Annotated in this window: 2 pseudogenes; both read right to left on the bottom strand. The window is 75.2% G+C overall.

Annotated elements, in window-relative coordinates:
• Positions 1–545 (bottom strand): annotated as a pseudogene (locus H5J30_RS34620) (helicase); the annotation flags it as partial.
• Positions 546–775: 230 nt separating this feature from the next.
• A pseudogene (locus H5J30_RS34615) lies at positions 776–1,163 on the bottom strand (zf-HC2 domain-containing protein); the annotation flags it as partial.

Genomic DNA, 1,163 nt, shown 5'->3' with positions numbered 1-1,163 from the left:
TTGGAGCGGATCACGCGCCTGCGCACGACCCGGCCGGGGGCGACGGGGGTGGCGCGGTAGAACGGCGCGGCGGCGGGGGCGCGCCAGTCGATGACCAGCGGGGCGTAGTCGGCGTCGAGGACGCCGAGGCGGCCGATGTGCAGGGTCTCCTCGATCCGGGCGCGCTGCTCACCGCCGTCGCTGCCGGGGTCGGTGGCGGCGCCGACGGTGTGCACGGCGTCGTCGGCGGGCTCGACGGAGGTGTACGCGCCGTCGGGGCCGCGGACGCCGTCCTTGCCGGGCAGGAGGTCGATGCGGCCGAAGAGGAAGTCCTCGAACTCGCTGTTCAGCCGGTTGAGATGGACGCCGGCGCGGAAGACCTGGGCGTCGCGCTCGGCGAGCGCGCCGGGGGTGCCGACCTGGCCGCGCTTGGCGGCGTCGCTCATGAGGAACTCCGCCTCGTGGATCTTCTCCTCAAGGCGGTCGTACACGCGGTCCAGATGGTCCTGCTCGGCCTGGATCTCGCGATCCCGGACGGAGTCCGGGGCGGTGATGTGCGCGGTCACCCGCGGCCCCCTTCGTACGGACAAGGCAGCCGTTCATCTTACCTCTCGCGGAGGGGTGACCAAAGGTCGGCCCAGGTCGGCGGGGGTACGGGACCCGCAGGGCGGGGGCGGGACGTGGCAGCGGGGGTCCGGCCGGGCCGAAAGGCGGGACAGAGGGAGGACGGCCCGGGGTGACCGGAGGCCGGCCCGGGCCGACGGAGGTACGGGACCCGCAGGGCCGGGGCGGGGGGTCAGCCGGCTTCCGTCGGGATCACCACCAGGCGGTCGCCCTCCGACGTGACCACCTCGAAGTGGTCGATGTCGTCCGGCGACATGCTCGTCCCCCCGGAGGTCCGCAGGCTGTTCCCGCCGCCCTGGCCGCTGGCGCCCGCGTTCCTGCCGTTCCCGGCGCCGTAGCCGTCCGCCGGGACGCCCCAGCTCGTCACCGTCTCGTGCGAGCCGTCCTTCCCGACCGCCTGGAGGTCGCACCGGCGCGGGCCCGTCACCCCGCGCAGATCCAGGTCCACGCTCGTCCCCCACGTCACCGGGCGCATGCCGATCCTGGCCTCCACGCCCGTCTCCGGGTCGACGGCCCTGACCTCCTGCCCCGAGACGTCCGCGCGCCGCTGCTCCGCCGCC

Source organism: Streptomyces phytophilus, from assembly GCF_013870535.1.
Lineage (GTDB): Bacteria > Actinomycetota > Actinomycetes > Streptomycetales > Streptomycetaceae > Streptomyces > Streptomyces phytophilus.
Note: the sequence above shows the minus strand (reverse complement) of the source record. Positions and strands in the feature narration are given on the sequence as shown.